The sequence below is a fragment of the Rhodopseudomonas palustris genome, from assembly GCF_034479375.1.
Taxonomy (GTDB): Bacteria; Pseudomonadota; Alphaproteobacteria; order Rhizobiales; family Xanthobacteraceae; genus Rhodopseudomonas; species Rhodopseudomonas palustris_M.
The window spans coordinates 5275681-5294168 of record NZ_CP140155.1 but is presented as its reverse complement, the minus strand read 5'-3'; the positions used below and the strand labels follow the sequence as shown (position 1 = coordinate 5294168).

The window sequence follows — 18488 nt, the reverse complement described above, 5'->3', positions numbered from 1 at the left end:
CGAAGGCGACGAACTACGTTTCTATTGCGAGTTGTTTGAACCTGCTTCGAGATCGGACCTACCAATTCTCGAAGACGGCGAAGACGCCAGGAGGCTCACGATGAACCATTCGATCTACAGCGCTGATCGGTCGACCCACCTCAAGGTGGTGGTGGTTGCGCTGGTCGCGGGCATCACGGTGGCAGCCTTTGGGATTTCCGCTCGCCTCGGCGGCGCCGACGACGGCTACAGCCAGACTGCGCGCGTCATCAAAGCCGGCAAGCCGGTGATGGTGACGACCTCGGGCGATACGGCCATTCGCTGAGTACATCATTCGGATTGCATTCACGCGGCACCTGACAAGCCCCCAGGCCCACGTGGGAATGCAGAGATCCACTCGCCCCAGTGGATCGAACGAAAAGCGCCCGCTCCCCACGGGCGCTTTTCTTTTGCGCTGTCGCCAGAGAAGCCGTCGCACCAACGCCCGCCCAAATCCGACGACACCAGAGCCAGCACTTCATCGACTGATTGAAGCGATATGACCCTTGCCAGATGCACGGACTCCTCATCCTGAGGAGCCCGGCGAAGCCGGGCGTCTCGAGGGATGGGGCGACGCAGTGCCGACGGCGCATGGTTCGAGACGGCGCTTCGCGCCTCCTCACCATGAGGTTTTTCCTGCGGCGAGGATCCCTGAACGCCAGTGCTGATTCCATCAAAACCAGAGCTGCTCCAGCAACCGTGTCGACGACGGCCTCAGCGGCGCGGCGTGATCGGCGTCGGCGGCACGCTTTCGACCAGCTTTCCGGTGTAGACGATCGGACCGGTGGCGACGCCGGTCGGCGAGCCGCCTTCGGGCTCGATCGTCACCGCATAGGTCGCCTTGCTGACGATGTCGGAGTCGTAGGCCGCCAGTGACGGATTCACGGTGAAGTCGCGGCTACCGATGATTCCGAGCGAACGCGGCTTCTGCAGCTTGTCCGAGACCAGCCAGAGTTCGTAGCTCTTGCCCGGCTCCGGCGTCGCCGCGACGCGGCGGACGGTGAAGCTCTTGCTGCCGGCATCGACGGTGAGGATGAAGGCCGGCGAATTGCCGTCCTGCTGCAGCACCGCGACGTATTGCGCCGGGATCGCCGGCGGCGGGGTTTCGACCCTGACGATCTGGGTGCGGACCGGCGGCCGCAGCGCATCCGGCAGCACGTCGGGCTTGTAGAGCTGCACGCCGAGCACCAGCAGCAGCGACGCCGCGAGCGCGCCCAACGATCCGGCGACACGCTTCCAGACGTAGGTCTGCTTGGCGAAGCGGACCACGCGCATCGATTCCGGACTGAGGCCCGAGCCGGTGTCGTTGGCGGGCGCCGGCGGCGTCAGCGGCGGCGCCGGCTGCGGCGCCACGGCGGAGGTCGGCATCGCGAAGGCCTGCTGCTCACCGGACGCGCCGATCGCGGCCTTGATGCGCTCCCACACCTGCGGCGACGGTTCGACGAGCCCGACCATCTGGTTGAGCGCGCCGAGCTTGACCTCCCAGGCGTCGACCAGCGCCGCATAGTTCGCGTCGGCAGCCATCATGGCCTCGACCTGCACCCGCTCGGCGGCGTCCAGGGTGCCGAGCGCGTATTCCGCGGCGAGCACGATATGGTCTTCGCTAGTGGCCATCAGACGAGTCCCAGACACTCCCGAATGTCGAGCATGCTGCGGCGAAGCCAGGTCTTGACCGTGTTCACCGGCGCATCGAACTTCGCCGCGAGCTGTTCGCGGCTCCAACCGTTGTAGTAAGCGAGCAGCACGAGTTTCTGGCGGTCCGGCTCCAGCCGGCCGACGCATTCGAGCAGCCGCTTCAATTCTTCCGTCATCTCCCGGCGCGCCAGCGGATCCGGCGTATCGGCCGCCGCTTCCTGCGCCGCAGGCTCGTCCTCAATCGAGACTTCGCTGCGCTTGCGCGCCACGTCGATCGCCCGGTTTCGCGCGATCGACGCCATCCAGGTGATCGGCGACGCAACGCCGGGATTGAACGTTCCGGCGCTGTTCCAGATCTTGACGTAAGCTTCCTGGATGACTTCTTCCGCGAGATCCTGACGTCTCAAGATACGGAGAACCACGCCGTAGAGTTTCGCGCGTGTGGCATTGTAGAGCCGCTCGAAGGCCGCCTGATCCCCTTTGGCCACAGCGGCAAGCAGCCAGACCAACTCAGCCGACGTCAGCATTCAGTTCCCACCCCGGCAATCCGCGCCGCCTCGACCGTCCGGCCGATCGTCTCGGCCGCTCGTATCATATCTTGCGATTGTTCGATCCGCCATGTCGCGGGCGCCACTGTTGTGGATACAACACGACGAAAAGCCCGGGCGCGGGCGCCCGGGCTTTCAGAATCTGCACGGCAGAGGTCGGTCAGGCCGAGGCGATGGCGCCGAGACGCGACCGCATCAGGCCGATGCTGTCGAGGTCGGCCTGTTCGCGCGCGCTTTCCTCGGCGCGCTCGCGGGCCTGATCGCGCTCGTCGAGCAGTTCGACCTTCTTCAGTTCGTCGAACGCCTCGGACAACTGCGCCCGCGCGTCTTCGAGCTGAACGCGCAGTTCGTCGGCCGAGCGGGTGAGGTTCTCGCGACGCTGGATCGCGGCCTTGGCATAGGTCGGATAGGCGAAGTGGGTCGGATCGGTGATGCCGGCGCGGTCCTGCTCGGTCTGGATTTCGCGCTCCAGATCGTTCGACATCCGCTGGAAGTCCGCGATCATCCCTTCGATCTGGGCCACCCGCCTGCGCCGCTCGTCGACCTGAAACTTCTTCAAGCGGATCAGCGTGTCACGTGACTTCATCGACTCTTACTCCCCAGAAGTCCCGATTCAACGCGGGACAGTGCCGGCCTCCCGCGAGGGGCCAACCGGCAAAACGATTGACGTGCCAAGCATGATGACGCGACAAAGTTAGCGTTCCGTTTCCACGCTCTTCAGGATCTGTTCGAGTTGGGCATAACCCGAGGACAGGCTGGTCGCCTCGTCCTTGCCCTGGCGCAGGAACTCCTCCAGCGGCTCGTGCAGCCGCACCGCCTCGTCGACCTCGGTGCTGGAACCGGGCCGATAGGCGCCGAGCCGGATCAGTTCCTCCATGTCCGCATAGGTCGCCATCACCTGACGCGCGCGCTTGATCACCGGCAGATAGGCCGGATCGGCCGAGCGCGGCATTGTCCGCGACACCGATTTCAGCACGTTGATCGCCGGGAAGCGACCGCGTTCCGCGATCGAGCGTTGCATCACGATATGGCCGTCGAGGATGCCCCGCACCGCGTCGGCCACGGGCTCGTTGTGATCGTCGCCGTCGACCAGCACGGTGAAGATGCCGCTGATGGTGCCCTCGCGGAGCCCCGGGCCTGCGCGCTCCAACAGCTTCGGCAGTTCGGTGAACACCGTCGGCGTGTAGCCCTTGGCGGTCGGCGGCTCGCCGGCCGACAGCCCGATCTCGCGCTGCGCCATGGCGAAGCGGGTGACCGAGTCCATCAGGCACAGCACGTCCTTCTCCTCGTCGCGAAAATACTCGGCGATCGACAGCGTCAGATAGGCCGCCTGGCGGCGCATCAGCGCCGGCTCGTCGGAGGTCGCCACCACCACCACCGAACGCGCCAGCCCCTCCTCGCCGAGGTCGTCCTGCAGGAACTCCTGCACCTCGCGGCCGCGTTCGCCGATCAGCCCGATCACCGAGACCGCCGCATCGACGTTGCGCGCCAGCATCGACAGCAGCACCGACTTGCCGACGCCGGAACCGGCAAAGATGCCCATGCGCTGACCGCGGCAGCAGGTGAGAAAGGTATTGAGCGCACGGACGCCGAGATCGAGCGGCGCGCCGACCCGTTTGCGGGAATGCGCCGGCGGCGGCGTATTGCGGAACGGCATCGGCGACGGCCCCTGCGGCAGCGGCCCCTTGCCGTCGATCGGCTCGCCGAGAGCGTTAACGACGCGGCCGAGCCAGGCCTGCGACGGCCGCACCTGGGCGGCCGAATTGGCGATCACCGCGCGGCAGCCGCGGCGCACGCCTTCGAGCCCGGCGAACGGCATCACCATCGCATTGTTGCCGGTGAACCCGATCACCTCGCAAGGAATGGCGCGATCCGCCCCTGTTTCCACGACAATTCGGGCGCCGACCGACATCGCGTGGATCGGCCCGGCGATCTCGACCATCAGGCCGCGGACGCCCACGACCCGGCCATAAATATTGACGCCGTCGATATCCCCGATCTGCTCGGCCAGGGCCTTCATTGCAAAACCCTTAAGTTTCTGGGGCCCGGCGCTGTCACCTTAACTTCGTGTTTACCCGCATCGTTAATCATTGCGTCACTGTCTTTGGTGGCTGAACGCGCTTGCCCATCAGAACGAAGGTGCGAGTCGCGGGAGTCGGTTGGCGCCGACTCTTAATGTGAAACCTGAAGAGGTCCGGTAACAAAAAACTGCTTCCACGCAACATCTTACGGCGATTCTGCAAAAATTGCACGAACAGAGCTTGCGGACCAGAATCAGGATTTGTTAACCATACCTTGTCAGGATCCGAATCAGTTGTTCAGAGGCGTTTCCAGTGCCGCAGGTAGTGCGGACGCCTGACGCCCGGAGCGGCGCTATAAGGGGACTGGCATGCGCGTATTGCTGATTGAAGATGACAGCGCGACCGCGCAGTCGATCGAATTGATGCTCAAATCCGAGAGTTTCAATGTCTACACGACAGATCTCGGTGAAGAAGGCGTCGACCTCGGCAAATTGTACGACTACGACATCATCCTGCTCGATCTGAACCTGCCGGACATGTCCGGTTACGACGTTCTCAAGCAGCTGCGCGTTTCCAAGATCAAAACCCCGATCCTGATCCTGTCCGGCCTCGCCGGCATCGAGGACAAGGTGAAGGGTCTCGGCGTCGGCGCCGACGACTACATGACCAAGCCGTTCCACAAGGACGAGCTGGTCGCCCGCATCCACGCCATCGTCCGCCGCTCCAAGGGCCATGCCCAGTCGGTGATCCAGACCGGCGACCTCGTCGTCAATCTCGACACCAAGACCGTCGAAGTCGGCGGCCAGCGCGTGCATCTGACCGGCAAGGAATATCAGATGCTGGAGCTGCTCTCGCTCCGCAAGGGCACGACACTGACCAAGGAAATGTTCCTGAACCATCTCTATGGCGGGATGGACGAGCCGGAACTGAAGATCATCGACGTCTTCATCTGCAAGCTGCGCAAGAAGCTCGCCAACGCCTCGGACGGCCGCAACTTCATCGAGACGGTCTGGGGCCGCGGCTACGTGCTGCGCGAGCCGACCGAAGACGACGTCCGCATCCCGGCCTGATCGCCTTCCATGGAGCGCCCGGTCAGGCGCTCACCTCCCGACTGAACCCCGCCGCAAATGGCGGGGTTTTTGTTTTTGGGGGACGCTGCGTGAGAGGTCTTGGCGTGAAAGTGGCACACGTCATTCCGGGGCGCGCGCGTCAGCGCGCGAACCCGGAATCTCGACGTTCATGGCATTCCGAGTTTCGCCCCTTACAACCGCGGGATTCCGGGTTCGCCTGCTACGCAGGCGCCCCGGAATGACGGAAGAGGTAGCAGCGCGGCTCAGCCGGCGCGGGCGCTGGCCCAGGCGGGCTTTGCGGCCGGCACGATCGACGGCGCCTTGGCGACCGTGTTCGGCAGATAGATGCCGCGCCTGGTGGCGTGCGGCTTGAACGCGTCGGTCAGGCCGACCACGGTTTCGGCGGCGCCGAGCGCGAGATAGCCGTCGGGCTCCAGCCGCTTGGCGAGCCGCTCGAAGATCGAGATCTTGGTCGCCTGGTCGAAATAGATCAGCACGTTGCGGCAGAAGATGACGTCGAACATGCCGAGCTGGCCGTAGTCCTGCAGCAGGTTGAACTGGCGATGCTGGATCATCGCGCGCAGCTCGGGGCTGACTTCCCAGAGCTCACCGGTCTGCTTGAAGTACTTCACCAGGAGCTGGATCGGCAGGCCGCGCTGCACCTCGAACTGGGTGAACAGGCCGGACTTCGACTTCTCGAGCACCGAGGGCGACAGATCGGTCGCGACGATCTCGAAGCGCCAGCCGGCGACGGCGGGCCCGAGCTCCTTCAGGCACATCGCGATCGAATACGGCTCCTGGCCGGTCGAGGACGCCGCACACCAGATCCGCAAGGATCGCCGTCCGGCCCGGGCCTGCAGCAGTGCCGGCAGGATCTCGTCGCGCAGATGGTCGAACGGCAGCTTGTCGCGGAAGAAGAAGGTCTCGTTGGTGGTCATCGCCTCGACCACTTCGGCGATGATCTTGTCGGCGCCGCCCTTCATCTTCTGCACGAGGTCAGGGATGCCGGCGAGACCGTACCGCCGCGCCAGCGGCAGCAGCCGGCTTTCCACCAGATATTGCTTGTCGAGCGACAGATCGAGCCCGGACCGGTCCTTCAACGCCTTGCGCAGATACTCATAGTCCAACGGCGTCACGACCGATCTCCTGAAAACAACCGTACCAGTTTCGGCCCGATCTGATTGAGCGGTAGCACGGCGGCGCAGATGCCGGCGTTCGCCGCCGCACCGGGCATGCCCCACACCACGCTGCTCGCCTCGTCCTGTGCGATCACGCTGCCGCCGGCCGCGACGATGTCCTTGCCGCCGCGCATGCCGTCCGACCCCATGCCGGTCAGCACCACCGCCATGATCGCGCCCTGCCAGACGTCGATCGCCGAGCTGAACAGCGGGTCGACCGCGGGTTTGCAGAAATTCACCGCCGGACCGTCGTCGAGCGCGATCGCAGGCTGCCCGCCTTGGCGGGCCACGCGCATGTGACGACCGCCGGGAGCCAGATAGATCCTGCCCGGCTTGATCAGTTCGCCGTCGACGCCCTCGTGCGCCGGCCGCCTCGCGGCGCGCATCAGATGTTCGGCCAGAATGGTCGTGAAAGTCGGCGGCATGTGTTGGGTGATCAGCACCGGAAAACGGTCGATGACCGGCCCGATCTCGGCGACCAGCGACATCAGCGCCTGCGGCCCGCCGGTCGAGGACCCGATCAGGAGCACGCGCGGCGCCGTCGGGCCGAACGAACGCTTCACCAGCGCGGCCTGGCTGGCGACGGTCTGCACGACCGGCGCGGCCGGCTCGCGGGCGCGAACCACCACCGGCGCGGCGGACCCCGGCGCCGGGGCCTTGCGCCGCACCTTACCGCCGAGATGGCGGATCTTCTGCAGCAGATCGTGCCTGAAAACGTCGGCACCCGCGGACTCGCGCGTCGTCTCCGGCTTCGGGATGTAGTCGGCGGCGCCCAGCGACAGCGCCTTGAAGCTGATCTCGGCGTTGCGGCGCGTCAGCGTCGACGCCATGATGACGATGAGGTCGCGCTTCTTGGCCAGCAGTTGCGGCAATGCGGCGATGCCGTCGAGCACGGGCATCTCGATGTCGAGCACGGCGACGTCAGGCTTGATGCGTTCGACCTGGTTGACCGCGTCGAGCCCGGTGCGCAGCGAGGCCGCGACGACCATGTCGGGTTCGGCCTCGATCCAGCGCGAGATCAACCCGCGAATGACTACCGAATCGTCGACGACCATCACCCGCAGCGGTTCGTACTGCGTCGAATTGATGGCCGGACTTCCTGCCAAAGCTACACTCATCACACACCGACGCAACTACACAACCCGCTGCGTCGATTGACGCAGCGTCGACGACCCTTCGGAGCAGCCCGTCAGATCAGGCCGACTTCCTGGAATTTCGCCGTCACGATGTCCTTGTCGAACGGCTTCATGATGTACTCGTTGGCGCCGGCGTGCAGAGCCCGCGCGATGTGCGCGACGTCGTTCTCGGTGGTGCAGAACACCACCTTCGGGTGATCGCCGCCCGGCATCCGGCGCAGATTGCGCAGGAATTCGTAGCCGTCCATCACCGGCATGTTCCAGTCGAGCAGCACCGCGTCCGGCAGCCCCTGCTTGCAAAGCTCGAGCGCCTTTTCGCCGTCCTCAGCTTCGACGATCTCGAACTCGAGGCCTTCGAGAATGCGTCGCGCGACCTTTCGGATCACGCTCGAATCGTCGACCACCAAACATGTCTTCATTGTCTGCCTCTATCAGTCGCCGCCCGGATGGGCGGGCGATGGTTGCGGCCGAAGCCATCGCGAGGTTACGCGGCCATCCGCGCGTTCGCGATTTCGAGAACCTTGTCGACGTCGAGAACGACCATCAACTGGCCGTCGAGACGATGAACGCCGTTGGCGAAGGATGCCATCCGCGGATCGAGGTTGACCGGATTGACCTCGCGGCCCTCGTCGGGAAGCGTCAGCACCTCGCCGATCGTATCGATCAGCAGGCCGTAGGATTCGCCGCGCAGATCGACGCCCATCGCCATCGGCGGCTTGCCGTCGTCGATCCGCGGCAGGCCGAGACGGGTGCGCATGTCGATCGCGGTGACGATGCGGCCGCGGAGATTGAGCACGCCGGCGACGTCGTCGGGCGCCAGCGGCACCCGCGTCAGCCGTTCCGGCATGAACACGTCCTGGACCCGCGAGATCGGCAGCCCGAAAAGCTGTCCGCCGATCATCGCCGTGGCGAATTGGGTGGTGTTGCCGCTGATGGCATCGACCTGCCGGTTCATGCTGTGGTGTCCTTCCTGGATATCCATCACGCCGCCTGCTGCTGCAAAGCCTCGACCGGCTCGATGCTCGCGGTCTGCTCCTTCAGCGCCGCGATCAGGCCCGGGCGATCGAATTTGGCGACGTAGTCGGTGAGGCCGGCCTGACGTCCGCGCTCGATCGCCGCCGGCGACACCAGCGACGACAACGCGATCACCGGGGTCGGGGCCAGCTTGGTATCGGCGCGGATCGCCTCGGCGAACTCGAAGCCGTTCATTTCCGGCATCTCGATGTCGGTCAGGATCACGTCGAAATTGGCGCCGCTACGCAGCACCGACAGCCCTTCGACCGCCGAGGTCGCCAGCCGAACCTTGTAGCCGGCCGCCTTCAGCACCGGACCGAGCATGTTGCGGAAGAACGCGGAGTCGTCGACCAGCAGCACGGAGCGGCTGGCGATCGACTGCTTCATCTCCTTGCGGGAGAGCCAGTCGGAGAACGCCATCGGCAGGAAGTGGGCGACATCGATGACTTCCGTCGCCAGCCCCTTGATCACGGCCGAGCCGAGAATGCCCTCGCGGCTGGAGCCGACCTGGATCTGCAGATGCTCCTCGACGATGTCGACGATCTCGTCGACCACGAGACCCATGCTGCGATCGTCGTCGGCGAACACCAGGATCGGCTGCACGCCCGTGCTCGCGACCTCGACGCCCTCCATCAGCACCAGCGGCATCAGTTGGTCGCGGTACTGCACCATGTAGCGGCCGTTCGAGGATTCGATCTTGTCGGCGGCAATCTCTTCGAGACGCGTGACCAGCGACAGCGGCACCGCCTTCGGCTGCGGAGAGCCGGAGCGGAACACCAGCAGCGAGGTGAGCTGCTCGGTCGAGGCCGCGCGCGTCGCCGCGCTCTGCTCCGCCAGATCGTGCTGTGCCGACACCGAGGTGCCGAGCGCCTGCGCGATTCCGTTCGGATCGACGATCATGATCACCGCGCCGTCGCCCAGGATGGTGTTGCCGGAGAACATGCCGATGTGGCGCAGCTTGGTCGACATCGGCTTGACGACGATTTCCTCGGTGTGGAACACGCCGTCGACGACGATGCCGAAGGTCTGGCTGCCGACCTGCGTCACCACGATGAAGCCGTTCTCGGGTTCGGTCGAGGCGGTGCCGTCGTCGATGTGCAGCAGTTTCTTCAGGTGCATCAGCGGCAGCAGCTTGTCGCGCAGCCGCAGCACCGGGGTGTCCTTGATGCGCTCGATGCGGTGCTCGGAATTGGCCCGCGCGCGCACCAGCTCGACCACCGCGAGCTGCGGGATCGCGAAGCGGTCGCCGCCGGCCTCGACGATCAGCGCCGAGACGATCGCCAGCGTCAGCGGAATCTTGATGGTGACGCTGGAGCCCTCGCCGGCCACCGACTTGATCTCGATGGTGCCGCCGATCTGATCGATGTTGGTGCGCACCACGTCCATGCCGACGCCGCGGCCGGACACGCTGGTGATCGCGGCGGCCGTCGAGAAGCCGGGCGCGAAGATGAATTTGTGAATCTGCGCCTCGGTCATCTTCTCGACTTCGGCTTCGGTGACCAGGCCGTTGGCGAGCGCCTTGGCCTTGATCCGCTCGGTGTCGAGCCCGCGGCCGTTGTCGGCGATGCAGATCACGATGTGGCCGCCTTCGTGATAGGCGGACAGACGGATGGTGCCCTGCTCGGGCTTGCCGTTGCGGACGCGGTCCTCGGGGCGCTCCAGGCCGTGGTCGGCGGAGTTGCGCACCATGTGGGTGAGCGGATCCTTGATCAGGTCGAGCACCTGGCGGTCGAGCTCGGTGTCGGCACCGTGCATCTCGAGTTCGATCTGCTTGCCGAGTTCGGCAGCGAGGTCGCGCACGATACGCGGCAGCTTCTGCCAGGCGTTGCCGATCGGCTGCATCCGGGTCTTCATCACGCCGTCCTGCAGCTCGGCAGTGACGGTGGAGAGCCGCTGCAGCGGCACCTTGAACTCGGTGTCCTCGTGGCGGCGGCTGATCTCGAGCAACTGGTTTCGGGTCAGCACCAGCTCGGACACCATGGTCATCAGGTGTTCGAGCGTGTCGACGTTGACCCGGATCGACTGGTTGGCGATCCGGTCACCCTCCGCGGGCGCCTCCTGATCGGCGTTCTTCTTCGGGGCCTTTGCGGCGGGCTTCGGCGCCGGCTTGGCGGCCTCGACGACCGGCGCGGCGGGGGCAGGCGTCTCGGCTTCGCTTGCGACCGGCGCCAGCGGCGGCGACGCGATCTCGATCGCGGTTTCCCGGAAAGCGCGCTCCAGCTCGTCGAGCGACACTTCGCCCGGGCGCAACGGGCGCTCCAGCGTCTGCGGCACCAGCGAACCTTCCGCCACCACCGGCTCGACCACAGCCGGCTCGGCCGGTGCGGCTTCCTCCGGTGCGGCTTCGGCGACCGGCGCAGCGCCGCCCAGCTCGGCGGCGATCTCCTCCGGCGTGCGCATCGACAATCGTTCGAGCTCGCCGATCAGGTCGCCGTCTTCGCCCTCGGGCTCGGCCTCGGTGGCTTCCAGCCCGCCGAGAATGTCCTTGATGCGGTCGATCGTGGTCAGGATCAGCGTCACGGCCTCACCGGTTACCGGCATGCCGTCGCGGAATTTGCCCATCAACGTTTCGGCCGCATGCGCCAGCGCTTCCAGTCGCGGCAGGCCAAGGAACCCGCAGGTGCCCTTGATGGTGTGAACGAGCCTGAAGATGTTATCCAGTATCTTCGCGTTGTTCGGCTCCTGCTCGAAGCGGACCAGTTGATTGTCAACCGTATCCAGGCTTTCGAAGGTTTCCGTCAAAAACTCACGGAGAAGATCGTCCATGTGCGCTGGCCTCTTTGCGCGGCGCACGGCAGCAGCCGTGACCGAAGTGATGCGGCCACTGTCTGCGGAAAGCGTTTAATATTGGTTGCGTATTCCAGTCCGGTGAGTCTGATTAAATCAATAGTCGAACCCGTACGACTACTAGGCGGGCCGTCGCAACCCCGCCTTTACCATCGACGCCCGCGCTCAGATGGCGCCGACGACCATGGTCTCACCCTCTGGCGCAAGCGTCACGTCGAGCCCGCAGGACTGGGCCAGAAGGCGCGTGTAGTACGGCTGCACGCCGTGCGACTCGACCGGACCGGCGTGACTGCCGCTGAGCATTTCGACGATGTTCTGCGGCATCCGCGCGTTGAGGCCCGCAGCCACCACGCGAAACGAGAGATGCTCGCCCTCGCCGACCGGCTCGACCGTCAGAGTACCGCCGCGCGGAATCGTCTGCTGCGCGATGATCAGCATGTTGAGCAGGAGCTTCACGCGGTTCTTCGCCAGCAGCACCCGCGGCAGATTCCAGGCGAGCTTGGTCTTCTCGTCCTCGAGATGGCCGCGGGCCATGTTCTGGGCGTCGCCGAGGTCGATCTGGGCGCCGGCGGAGCCGGCGGCGCCGAACGCCAGCCGGCAGAACTGCAGCCGCGCGGACGCGGTCCGGGCGCTCTTGCGGATCAGATCGAGGGCAAAATCGCGATCTTCCTGCTTGGAACTGTCGTCCAGCACTTCGAGACCATTGACGATCGCCCCGACCGGGCTGATGAGATCATGACAGACCCGCGAACACAGCAGCGCCGCCAGTTCGAGCGCGTCCGGAGCGGGGGCCTGGACGGAAGGGGGATTGCCGGACATCTGTCTGCTCCTCGGAAATCGCGCGGCTCGTTCAAGACGAATCAGCCATGCTGAATGGCTTGATACACTGCGGCCGGTTGCGCTGCCAACAGAGGGACCGGGACAACCGGCCAGACGGAGGAAGACAGGTTGATGGGTAAGGGCCAGGCGTTCGGTACGGGACCTTTGATTTCGCATAACGACGCCATCGCTTTGATGCAGCCATTGACCGAGCTGGTGCTGCGCGCCGGAGCCGCGATTCTGGCCACCGACCGTTCCGACCCGGTCGAGCACAAGCCGGACGGCTCGCCGGTGACCACCGCCGACCTCGCCGCCGACCGGATCATCGCCGAAGGGCTGAAGCAGATCGCGCCCGACGTGCCGGCGCTGTCGGAAGAGCGCTGCGGCCTCGGCCGGCCGAGCTCGGGGAGCTTCTTCCTGGTCGACCCGCTCGACGGCACCAAGGAATACGTCGCCGGGCGCGACGAATTCACCGTCAATCTGGCGCTGGTGACCGACGGCAAGCCGCTGCTCGGCATCGTCGGCGCGCCGGCGCTCGGGCTGGTGTGGCGCGGCCTGGTCGGCCACGGCGCCGAGCGGCTTGCGATCGCCGCCGACGGCTCGGGCTACGCTGCGACGCCGATCCACACGCGGCCGATGCCTGCCGATGGCGCGCCGTGGATCGTGGCGATCAGCCGGCTGCATCTCGACGAACGCACGTTGGCTTTCATCGCCGACCGGCCGGGCGGCGTGCACGCGCGGATGGGATCGGCGCTGAAATTCTGCCGGATCGCCGACGGCGAGGCCGACATCTATCCGCGGCTGTCACCGACCTGCGAATGGGACATCGCTGCAGGCGCCGCAGTGGTGATCGCCGCCGGCGGCGAGCTGACCGACAGCAGCGGCGGGCCGCTGCGGTTCGACGAGCCGCGGCCGAACTTCATCGTGCCGGAGTTCATCGCCTGGGGCGACGCCCGGGCCGCGTCCTGACGAGACGCTGCGGCGGCAGGCCCGCTATTCGGCCATTGTGGCGATCAGCCCGGGCCATTGCGCCCGGGCCCGTGCCAGGATGCGCTCCGGCGCGGCCGCGAAGGCGTCCCGATCGTCCTCGCGGCTGAACAAATACAGCCGCTGGCCGGCGACCAGCCAGATCCTCGCATTGCCCTGCAACGGCACCCCGCGCGCGACGCCGACGGGATCATAACCGCCGAACTGCGGCGCGTAGATCTCGGGGTGGCCGACGAAGGCCGCCCTGTTCGAGGCGTTGCGGAACCGCCAGATCGCTCCAGCGGCCGAAGCCTCGAAATCGGCAGCCCCGACCCGGGCCGCGCCGTCGGCGAAATAGGCCACCGGATCGAAGCCGTCGATCGCCAGCCCGGTGTGCCGATCGACCACGATCCGTTCGGTAGTGGCCCCCTCCGCGCGCGCCGTGGGGCCCGTGGGACATAGCAGCAACGCGGCCAGCCCGATCGTGGCAAAACCGAGGCGCAGCGCGTTTCCTTCCTGCCGTTGTGCCGTCATAGTTGAAACCGATAACGTCCGAGTCGCGGGGCAGAGGCGCCACAGTAAGAGGGTGCAGGTCAGCATCCGGTTAAGGCGGCGTCGGGGATTTGAGACCCAGGGGTGAGTTTGATGACCATCGTTTCACGTCGTGCCGCGCTGGCGCTGATTGCGTCGGCGGCCCTCATCGTGCCGGCATCGGCGCAGCAGCAGTTGCCGCCCAAGGCTGGTCCGGGCCCGGCTACCTATGGACCGGAAGAGCTGACCAATGCCGGCCACCGCTTCTTCGGCAATGTGTCTCGCGGCCTCGCCTCGGTGATCGAGCGCGCAGTCAGCCAATGGGGCCTGCCGAACGGCTACGTGCTGGGCGAGGAAGGCTCCGGCGCCTTCGTCGCCGGCCTGCGCTATGGCGAGGGCACGCTGTATACCAAGAACGCGGGCGATCTGCGGGTGTACTGGCAGGGTCCTTCGGTCGGCTTCGACTGGGGCGGCAACGGCGCCCGGACCATGACGCTGGTCTACAACCTTCCTTCCACCAACGCGATCTACCAGCGCTTCGGCGGCATCGACGGCTCGGCCTATGTGGTCGGCGGCTTCGGCATGACGGCGCTGACGGCGAACAACATCGTGCTGGTGCCGATCCAGTCCGGCATCGGACTGCGGCTGGGCGCCAATATCGGCTATCTGAAGTTCACCCCGACCGCGACCTGGAATCCATTCTGATCCGGGCTGCCGATCAGGCAGCCATCCCCCGCCGGGATTCACGTTAACGCCGCAACGCTCTGGCGCAGCGGCGCCGCTCCGTGGCATTGTGCGGGCTGGAGATTTCCGGCCGGACGGTGACGTTTGCCGGGACCAATGTTCAGGCAACGGCACGCCGCACCATCGGCTCGCATCAGACGTCGCGCAGGCGCGATCCGCCATTCCGGCCGGATCGCGGAGCGTGGGCGCTCGGAATTCCTCGGGTAGGAGACTTTCATGGTCGAGCAGATCATGTATCTGGCGATCGGCTTTCTGGTGGCGATGCTGCTCGCGCTGATGATTGCGCCGTTGGTGCACAATCGCGCGGTGCGGCTGACCACCAAGCGGCTGGAGGCGGCGACGCCGCTGTCGATGGCCGAAATCCAGGCCGACAAGGACCAGCTCCGCGCCGAATTCGCGATGTCGGCGCGGCGGCTGGAGATGAGCGTCGACCAGCTCAGGAACAAGACCACCAGCCAGCTCGCCGAACTCGGGCGCAAGAGCGACGCGGTCAACCGCCTCAAGGTCGAGCTCGCCGAGAAGAACGAGGCGATCTTCACGCTGGAGGCGCGCGAGAAGGCGGTGAAAGAGCAGCTCCGCACCACCGAAGAGGAGTTCGCCGCCAAAACCCAGGCGCTGCGCAGCGCCGAGACGGCGCTGACCGAGAAGCAGGCCGAGCTGGCGCAGATCAACAGCGCGTTGGCGGACCGCTCGATGCTCGCCGATACGCGGCAGATCGAGCTGGTCGCCGTGCGCACCCAGATCGAGGAACTGCGCGCCCGTGTCGGCGAAGCCGAGAAGGAATACGCCGCGACGCAGACGCGGCTCGAAGCCCAGCGCGGCGAATCCGCCAGCGCCACCCGCGAGCTCGAGGACGCCCGCGCGCGCGTCGACAATCTCAGCCAGCGCGTCGCCGACCTCGACCGGCAATTGCTGGCGCAGGTCAAGGAAGCCGAGCTGCTCGGCAGCCGCGTCGCCGCGCTCGAGGCCGAGAACGCCGAGCTGCGCGCCGCCGCCGGCACCACCGCCAAGGGCACGGGCAAAGCTGCTGCGTCGCCCGACCTCGCCCGGCTGCGCGACGAGAAGGCCGCGCTGGAAGAGCAATTGCGCATCGCCCGCGACGAACGCGCCAAGGCGCAGCGCGAGCTGGCCGCGATCCAGCAGCAGACCGAGAGCACCTGGGCAACCGAGCGGATGGAGAACGCGCTGCTGCGCGAGCGCATCAACGACATCGCCGCCGAAGTCGCCAAGCTCGCGATCACGCTGGAAGGCCCGGATTCGCCGATCGAAGCCATTCTGGCCGGCCAGAGCGCGCCGTCGCCCGCCGCCGCCGCATCCAAGGCGGCCCCGTCCGCGGCGTCCCCCCGCAACGGCGCCGAGACGCCCGCCGCTCCGGCGGTCGCCGGCGGCACGCTGGCCGAACGCATCCGCGCGCTGCAGTCGCACGCCTCGCGCGCCCGGCAGATCGGCTGAGGGCCGCGGCATCGCCGCCGCGACCGCGGCAAATGGGTGAACCCGGCCGCAAATCCCGGGCTTGGCGCTTGACACCCCCGCCCCGCACTCCGTAAATCGCCCGATCAACGATCACCACGACCGGCCGCCTCGCGGCCCGTTCCGATCGGTCCCGGGCGCATAGCTCAGCGGGAGAGCGTTCCCTTCACACGGGAGAGGTCCAAGGTTCGATCCCTTGTGCGCCCACCATCAATTCTGACGTATCGCAGACTCCCTCGGCACCAAACGCGATCCAGCGCGCGGGAAAGCACTGCCGTTTTTCGGCGGTGTGGCTCGCGTCGCCGGCACGGGCATTGGATACAGCCACGGACGCCACGTTGATGGAGCCGGTTATTGCCCGCTGGGGCGCCATGACAGGTCGTCGGACCAGAGATAGACGGCGATGGCGGCCAGGCAGAGCACGATGCCGATCCAGAAAGCCGGCGAATGGTGGATCCGCCTCCAGTCGCGCCCGTCCGCAGCCGGCGTTTCTCGATCGTGTTTGTGGTCGTTCATCGGTCCATCCATCCATTGGCGGCAGGCTTGCCTCGCGCCCCTGCGTTGTCCCACGCCGGCCGGTTTCCAGCCAGAGCGCGCTCCTCGGAATCCCCCGGCTTGTCAGGCTGTAAATCTCAGGCCTGTTGATCGCAGAAGCGAAACGAGGGTCACCGATCGCCCGGGCGCGCAGGATCGAAACACGACGGCGCACCGTCGCGATCAGATTCGTTGCACCGCCGCACAGAATCGCATTCAGACAGTGCTGTCGGCTCGTCGGCGAGTCCCGATCTTGCATCCATTCCGGAGACGCGTGGTGATTCGATCGGTCCGGCCCAAGGAGATCCACCTCGTCAATCGGATCGGATGGCTGCGCGCAGCGGTGCTGGGCGCCAATGACGGGATTATTTCGACAGCGAGCCTGATCGTCGGCGTCGCCGCAGCCGCGGCGCATCAGAACGACGTGCTGATTGCCGGTGTCGCCGGACTTGTGGCCGGCGCGATGTCGATGGCCGCGGGCGAATACGTCTCGGTGAGTTCGCAATCCGACACCGAGAACGCCGACCTTCGGCGCGAGGCCCGCGAATTGCGCGACGACCCCGACGGAGAGCTCGACGAACTCGCCGAGATCTACGTCAAGCGGGGCGTCGACCGGACGCTGGCCCGGCAGGTGGCCGCGCAATTGATGAAGTCGGATGCGCTCGGCGCGCATGCGCGGGACGAACTCGGCATCACGCAGACGACGACGGCCCGGCCGGTGCAGGCCGCCCTCACCTCGGCGCTGACCTTCACGGTCGGCGCCGCGATGCCGCTGCTGATGGTGATCATCTCGCCTGCGAACCTGCTGATCCCTCTGACATCGGCCGCTTCACTCGGCTTTCTCGCCATCCTCGGCGCCGTCGGCGCCAAGGCGGGCGGCGCCACCATCCCGCGCGCCACGATCCGCGTGACGTTCTGGGGTGCGCTGGCGCTGGGACTCACGGCCGGTATCGGCAAGCTGTTCGGCGCAATCCTGTAGGATTTCCGGCAAGCCCTCTGCCGTCGAGCGCCCGCCCTTCACTTTCAGCGCGAGAGGCCACCATTCGGCACTGCTCCCTCCACTTCTGCCCCTCGCTCGCATTCGCGCCAATCGGCCGCACACCGGCGCACCGCAGCAATTGATCCGGCACAAAGCGGCGGCCGCAGCGGTCGGTTAGGCGACTTGGCAGATGGCTCAGCAGACCATCGGCGGGAGGCGAAGGACCATGGCTCATACCCTCGAACAGAAAATCATCGGCTTGCTCGAGCAGGAGACCGCGCTGCGGCAATGGCTGGAGCAGATGCGCGCGCTGATCAAGGATTCGCGCGGCGTCACCGTGATCGCCGGGCTGTCGCCCGCGGAGACCGAGGAATTCCTGCGGCTCGATCCGCAGATCCGGTCGCATCGCGGCGCGATGAGCCATGCCGAATTCGAAGCGGCGCGCGATCGCCATGCCGAACTGAAGGACAAGATCGACACCGCGCTGCAGGACGATGCGATCGAAAGCCTGAGCGATTGGGGCAGCGCCGCCGCGCGCGGCTGAGCCTGAGGAGTTGCTCGCGCGCTATGTCGACGCCTGCCCCGTCGTCTTCGTGACGACCGGCGGACAGAATCGTTCGGCGAGCCAGGACGACAGCATCGCCGGCACCAGGCCGACCATGCCGTACAGCACCAGTTGCAGCGAGCCGGCGTCGGCGCCGCGGTTGGAATACAGGAACGCGGTGGCGGCGAAGCCGATCAGGCCGACGATCAGCATCCGCACCCGCGGGCCGATCGGGCGAATGTGGCAGATGATCTCGTCGATCGCAGCCATGATCAGCGCCGGAAGCAGTCCGAACAGGTAGCTGTATTGCAGCGACCTGAACAGGACGACGACGAACTTCTTCAGCTCCATCAGATCGGTGTGCGCCCAATAGCCGGACAGATAGCTGGTCGCGAACAGCAGAAGCAATCCGCCGACGAACGGACCGAGCGCGCCGAAAATCAGATATCGCTTCATGCCTGCTCCACCGGCGGCAAACGCGCCGCCGCAGCCCA

20 protein-coding genes and 1 tRNA gene are annotated in these 18488 nt (G+C 66.3%); 8 read left to right on the top strand and 13 right to left on the bottom strand.

What is annotated here, in order from left to right; genetic code table 11:
- Positions 1-100 precede the first annotated feature (100 nt).
- A complete protein-coding gene (locus SR870_RS24095; RefSeq protein ID WP_322516005.1) occupies positions 101-304 on the top strand; it encodes a hypothetical protein in 204 nt (67 codons plus the stop codon).
- Positions 305-732: 428 nt separating this feature from the next.
- Here the strand turns inward: SR870_RS24095 and SR870_RS24090 are convergent, their stop codons facing one another.
- From SR870_RS24090 to fliI, 4 genes are all read right to left on the bottom strand, one after another.
- Positions 733-1632: an anti-sigma factor domain-containing protein gene (locus SR870_RS24090; RefSeq protein WP_322516004.1), complete on the bottom strand. Its 900-nt coding sequence runs from the start codon at positions 1630-1632 to the stop codon at positions 733-735.
- On the bottom strand, positions 1632-2180 hold the full coding sequence (locus SR870_RS24085) for a sigma-70 family RNA polymerase sigma factor (protein ID WP_322516003.1): 549 nt from the start codon (positions 2178-2180) through the stop codon (positions 1632-1634). The genes SR870_RS24090 and SR870_RS24085 overlap by 1 nt, the downstream gene beginning before the upstream one ends.
- A gap of 181 nt (positions 2181-2361) precedes the next feature.
- Positions 2362-2787: a flagellar export protein FliJ gene (gene fliJ, locus SR870_RS24080; RefSeq protein ID WP_322516002.1), complete on the bottom strand. Its 426-nt coding sequence runs from the start codon at positions 2785-2787 to the stop codon at positions 2362-2364.
- 108 nt (positions 2788-2895) lie between these two features.
- Positions 2896-4221 (bottom strand): flagellar protein export ATPase FliI, encoded by a 1326-nt coding sequence (gene fliI / locus SR870_RS24075; RefSeq protein ID WP_322516001.1) that lies wholly within the window; start codon positions 4219-4221, stop codon positions 2896-2898.
- Between the two features lie 369 nt (positions 4222-4590).
- Between fliI and ctrA the strand changes: the two genes are divergently transcribed.
- Complete coding sequence (ctrA, locus tag SR870_RS24070) at positions 4591-5292, top strand: response regulator transcription factor CtrA (protein WP_011442789.1); 702 nt, start codon at positions 4591-4593, stop codon at positions 5290-5292.
- A gap of 263 nt (positions 5293-5555) precedes the next feature.
- Here the strand turns inward: ctrA and SR870_RS24065 are convergent, their stop codons facing one another.
- From SR870_RS24065 to chpT, 6 genes are all read right to left on the bottom strand, one after another.
- Positions 5556-6428 carry a protein-glutamate O-methyltransferase CheR gene (locus tag SR870_RS24065; protein WP_322516000.1) on the bottom strand — a complete coding sequence of 291 codons (873 nt, stop codon included), beginning with the start codon at positions 6426-6428 and terminating at the stop codon, positions 5556-5558.
- On the bottom strand, positions 6425-7588 hold the full coding sequence (locus SR870_RS24060; RefSeq protein ID WP_322515999.1) for a chemotaxis response regulator protein-glutamate methylesterase: 1164 nt from the start codon (positions 7586-7588) through the stop codon (positions 6425-6427). Before SR870_RS24060 ends, SR870_RS24065 begins: the two co-directional genes overlap by 4 nt.
- 71 nt (positions 7589-7659) lie before the next feature.
- On the bottom strand, positions 7660-8025 hold the full coding sequence (locus tag SR870_RS24055; protein ID WP_322515998.1) for a response regulator: 366 nt from the start codon (positions 8023-8025) through the stop codon (positions 7660-7662).
- A 65-nt stretch (positions 8026-8090) separates the two neighbouring features.
- The gene (locus SR870_RS24050; RefSeq protein WP_041798897.1) at positions 8091-8561 is read right to left on the bottom strand and encodes a chemotaxis protein CheW; all 471 of its coding nucleotides are present in this window, start codon (positions 8559-8561) and stop codon (positions 8091-8093) included.
- 26 nt (positions 8562-8587) lie between these two features.
- Entirely contained in the window at positions 8588-11386 is a 2799-nt protein-coding gene (locus tag SR870_RS24045) for a hybrid sensor histidine kinase/response regulator (protein WP_322515997.1), read from the bottom strand.
- Positions 11387-11572: 186 nt separating this feature from the next.
- A complete protein-coding gene (gene chpT / locus SR870_RS24040; protein WP_322515996.1) occupies positions 11573-12226 on the bottom strand; it encodes a histidine phosphotransferase ChpT in 654 nt (217 codons plus the stop codon).
- Positions 12227-12358: 132 nt separating this feature from the next.
- On the opposite strand from chpT, the gene SR870_RS24035 reads away from it, so the two are divergent.
- Entirely contained in the window at positions 12359-13195 is an 837-nt protein-coding gene (locus tag SR870_RS24035; protein ID WP_322515995.1) for a 3'(2'),5'-bisphosphate nucleotidase CysQ, read from the top strand.
- 24 nt (positions 13196-13219) lie between these two features.
- On the opposite strand, the gene SR870_RS24030 is transcribed toward SR870_RS24035, so the two are convergent.
- On the bottom strand, positions 13220-13726 hold the full coding sequence (locus SR870_RS24030; RefSeq protein ID WP_322515994.1) for a YHS domain-containing (seleno)protein: 507 nt from the start codon (positions 13724-13726) through the stop codon (positions 13220-13222).
- 111 nt (positions 13727-13837) lie between these two features.
- On the opposite strand from SR870_RS24030, the gene SR870_RS24025 reads away from it, so the two are divergent.
- The 3 genes from SR870_RS24025 (at position 13838) to SR870_RS24015 (ending at position 16147) form a co-directional block, all read left to right on the top strand.
- The gene (locus SR870_RS24025) at positions 13838-14428 is read left to right on the top strand and encodes a DUF1134 domain-containing protein (RefSeq protein WP_322515993.1); all 591 of its coding nucleotides are present in this window, start codon (positions 13838-13840) and stop codon (positions 14426-14428) included.
- A 255-nt stretch (positions 14429-14683) separates the two neighbouring features.
- Positions 14684-15919, top strand: coding sequence for a hypothetical protein (locus SR870_RS24020; RefSeq protein ID WP_322515992.1), 1236 nt, complete (start codon positions 14684-14686; stop codon positions 15917-15919).
- Between the two features lie 153 nt (positions 15920-16072).
- Positions 16073-16147: transfer RNA gene (locus SR870_RS24015), tRNA-Val, on the top strand.
- A 141-nt stretch (positions 16148-16288) separates the two neighbouring features.
- On the opposite strand, the gene SR870_RS24010 is transcribed toward SR870_RS24015, so the two are convergent.
- A complete protein-coding gene (locus tag SR870_RS24010) occupies positions 16289-16453 on the bottom strand; it encodes a hypothetical protein (protein WP_322515991.1) in 165 nt (54 codons plus the stop codon).
- A 295-nt stretch (positions 16454-16748) separates the two neighbouring features.
- On the opposite strand from SR870_RS24010, the gene SR870_RS24005 reads away from it, so the two are divergent.
- Positions 16749-17450, top strand: a complete 702-nt coding sequence (locus SR870_RS24005) for a VIT family protein (protein ID WP_322515990.1) — start codon at positions 16749-16751, stop codon at positions 17448-17450.
- A 226-nt stretch (positions 17451-17676) separates the two neighbouring features.
- The gene (locus tag SR870_RS24000) at positions 17677-17994 is read left to right on the top strand and encodes a hypothetical protein (protein ID WP_322515989.1); all 318 of its coding nucleotides are present in this window, start codon (positions 17677-17679) and stop codon (positions 17992-17994) included.
- Positions 17995-18015: 21 nt separating this feature from the next.
- Here SR870_RS24000 and SR870_RS23995 read toward each other — a convergent pair whose 3' ends face one another.
- A complete protein-coding gene (locus SR870_RS23995) occupies positions 18016-18450 on the bottom strand; it encodes a DUF5413 family protein (protein WP_322515988.1) in 435 nt (144 codons plus the stop codon).
- Positions 18451-18488: the final 38 nt, after the last annotated feature.